Source organism: Serratia sp. A07 (genome assembly GCF_058725505.1).
In genome coordinates this window covers 1-1,057 of the sequence record NZ_JBZXDO010000186.1, presented here as the reverse complement: position 1 = coordinate 1,057, position 1,057 = coordinate 1, and the positions used below count along the sequence as shown (strand labels likewise).

General features: G+C 61.4%; 3 protein-coding genes. All 3 read right to left on the bottom strand.

All coding sequences use genetic code 11. The features are described from left to right. Positions 1-14: 14 nt before the first annotated feature. From AC4PR2_RS29100 to AC4PR2_RS29090, 3 genes are read right to left on the bottom strand one after another with little or no spacing between them, the layout of a single operon-like run. A complete protein-coding gene (locus AC4PR2_RS29100) occupies positions 15-380 on the bottom strand; it encodes a DsbA family protein (protein ID WP_492176078.1) in 366 nt (121 codons plus the stop codon). 37 nt (positions 381-417) lie between these two features. Next, complete coding sequence (locus AC4PR2_RS29095) at positions 418-846, bottom strand: hypothetical protein (protein ID WP_492176077.1); 429 nt, start codon at positions 844-846, stop codon at positions 418-420. Then, positions 843-977: a hypothetical protein gene (locus AC4PR2_RS29090; RefSeq protein WP_492176076.1), complete on the bottom strand. Its 135-nt coding sequence runs from the start codon at positions 975-977 to the stop codon at positions 843-845. Before AC4PR2_RS29090 ends, AC4PR2_RS29095 begins: the two co-directional genes overlap by 4 nt. Positions 978-1,057 lie beyond the last annotated feature (80 nt).

The window sequence follows — 1,057 nt, the reverse complement described above, 5'->3', positions numbered from 1 at the left end:
CATGCCAGGGCGTTTCATTTGTCCGCCTTGCCCGCGGTCTTGCCGCGCGCTTTTGCAATGGCCGCCTGCAGCGTGGATGCGTCCACCGCGCCGTACATCACCGACGTGGTATCGGCGCTGGCATTTTCCGTTGGCATCACGATAAATGCCGGCGTGCCGCTGATACCCAGTTCACTGGCCAATACCGCATTGCCTTTCAGGTCGATTTCCGCCCCGATGCCCGAGACCGTGCTGCCGACGTTTTGCGCATCGGCACCCGCCAGCTGCGTAGCCTGCCGAATATCCGCCTGCGTCAGCTGTCCCTCGGCGTGTCCCGTCTTGAATAGCGCATGGTGATAGCGGGCATAGGCGTCAGCTCCCTGTTGCCGCCAGATGCTCACCCCGCGGATAGCGGCGTCGCGGGAAAGCGGCCAGCGCTCACCAAAAAATTGGATACTCCCGGAACGCCACCCGCAAGGAAGCGTCCTTGTCCATCACCGCTTCCACCACCGGCGCCATGCGCGAGCACCAGATGCACTGATAGTCGAAAAACTGTATCAGGGTGACGTCGCCGTCAGGGCGCACGGTCGGCGCCTGTTCCGCATCCAACAAAACCTTCTGCTGCGCCAGCACTACATCCAGCGCCTGCCGCTGTTCGGCAGCGTTTTCACGCTGCTGCAGCGTCTCGCTCATCTCAACCAACAGATCGGGATGGTCACGCAGGTAGTCCGCGGCAATCTGGCCAATCGCCGCTTGCTGCTCCGGGGTAAAGGTTACCGCGCCTGGCGAAGCGTATGCCGGCACCTGCGAATACAGCGCTGCAGCGACGCTGACCACGACAGCCTGTGCAGTCGTCTTGATCTTCATGATTTGGGTCCTTTTGGGATTTCCTGTCCGTCATCGGCCACGGCCACCTCGGTGATGCGCAGCAGTTTTTTCCCCGGCATCTGGTCAACGATGGCCGGCACCCGGCGAATGCCGAACTTGTTGACCAGCACGGCTATCTCGCGTCAATTATTTTGGCCGGTCGGCGACAATTAAAATGGCCGGTTCACTACGGCGCCAGTGATGCCGCCTC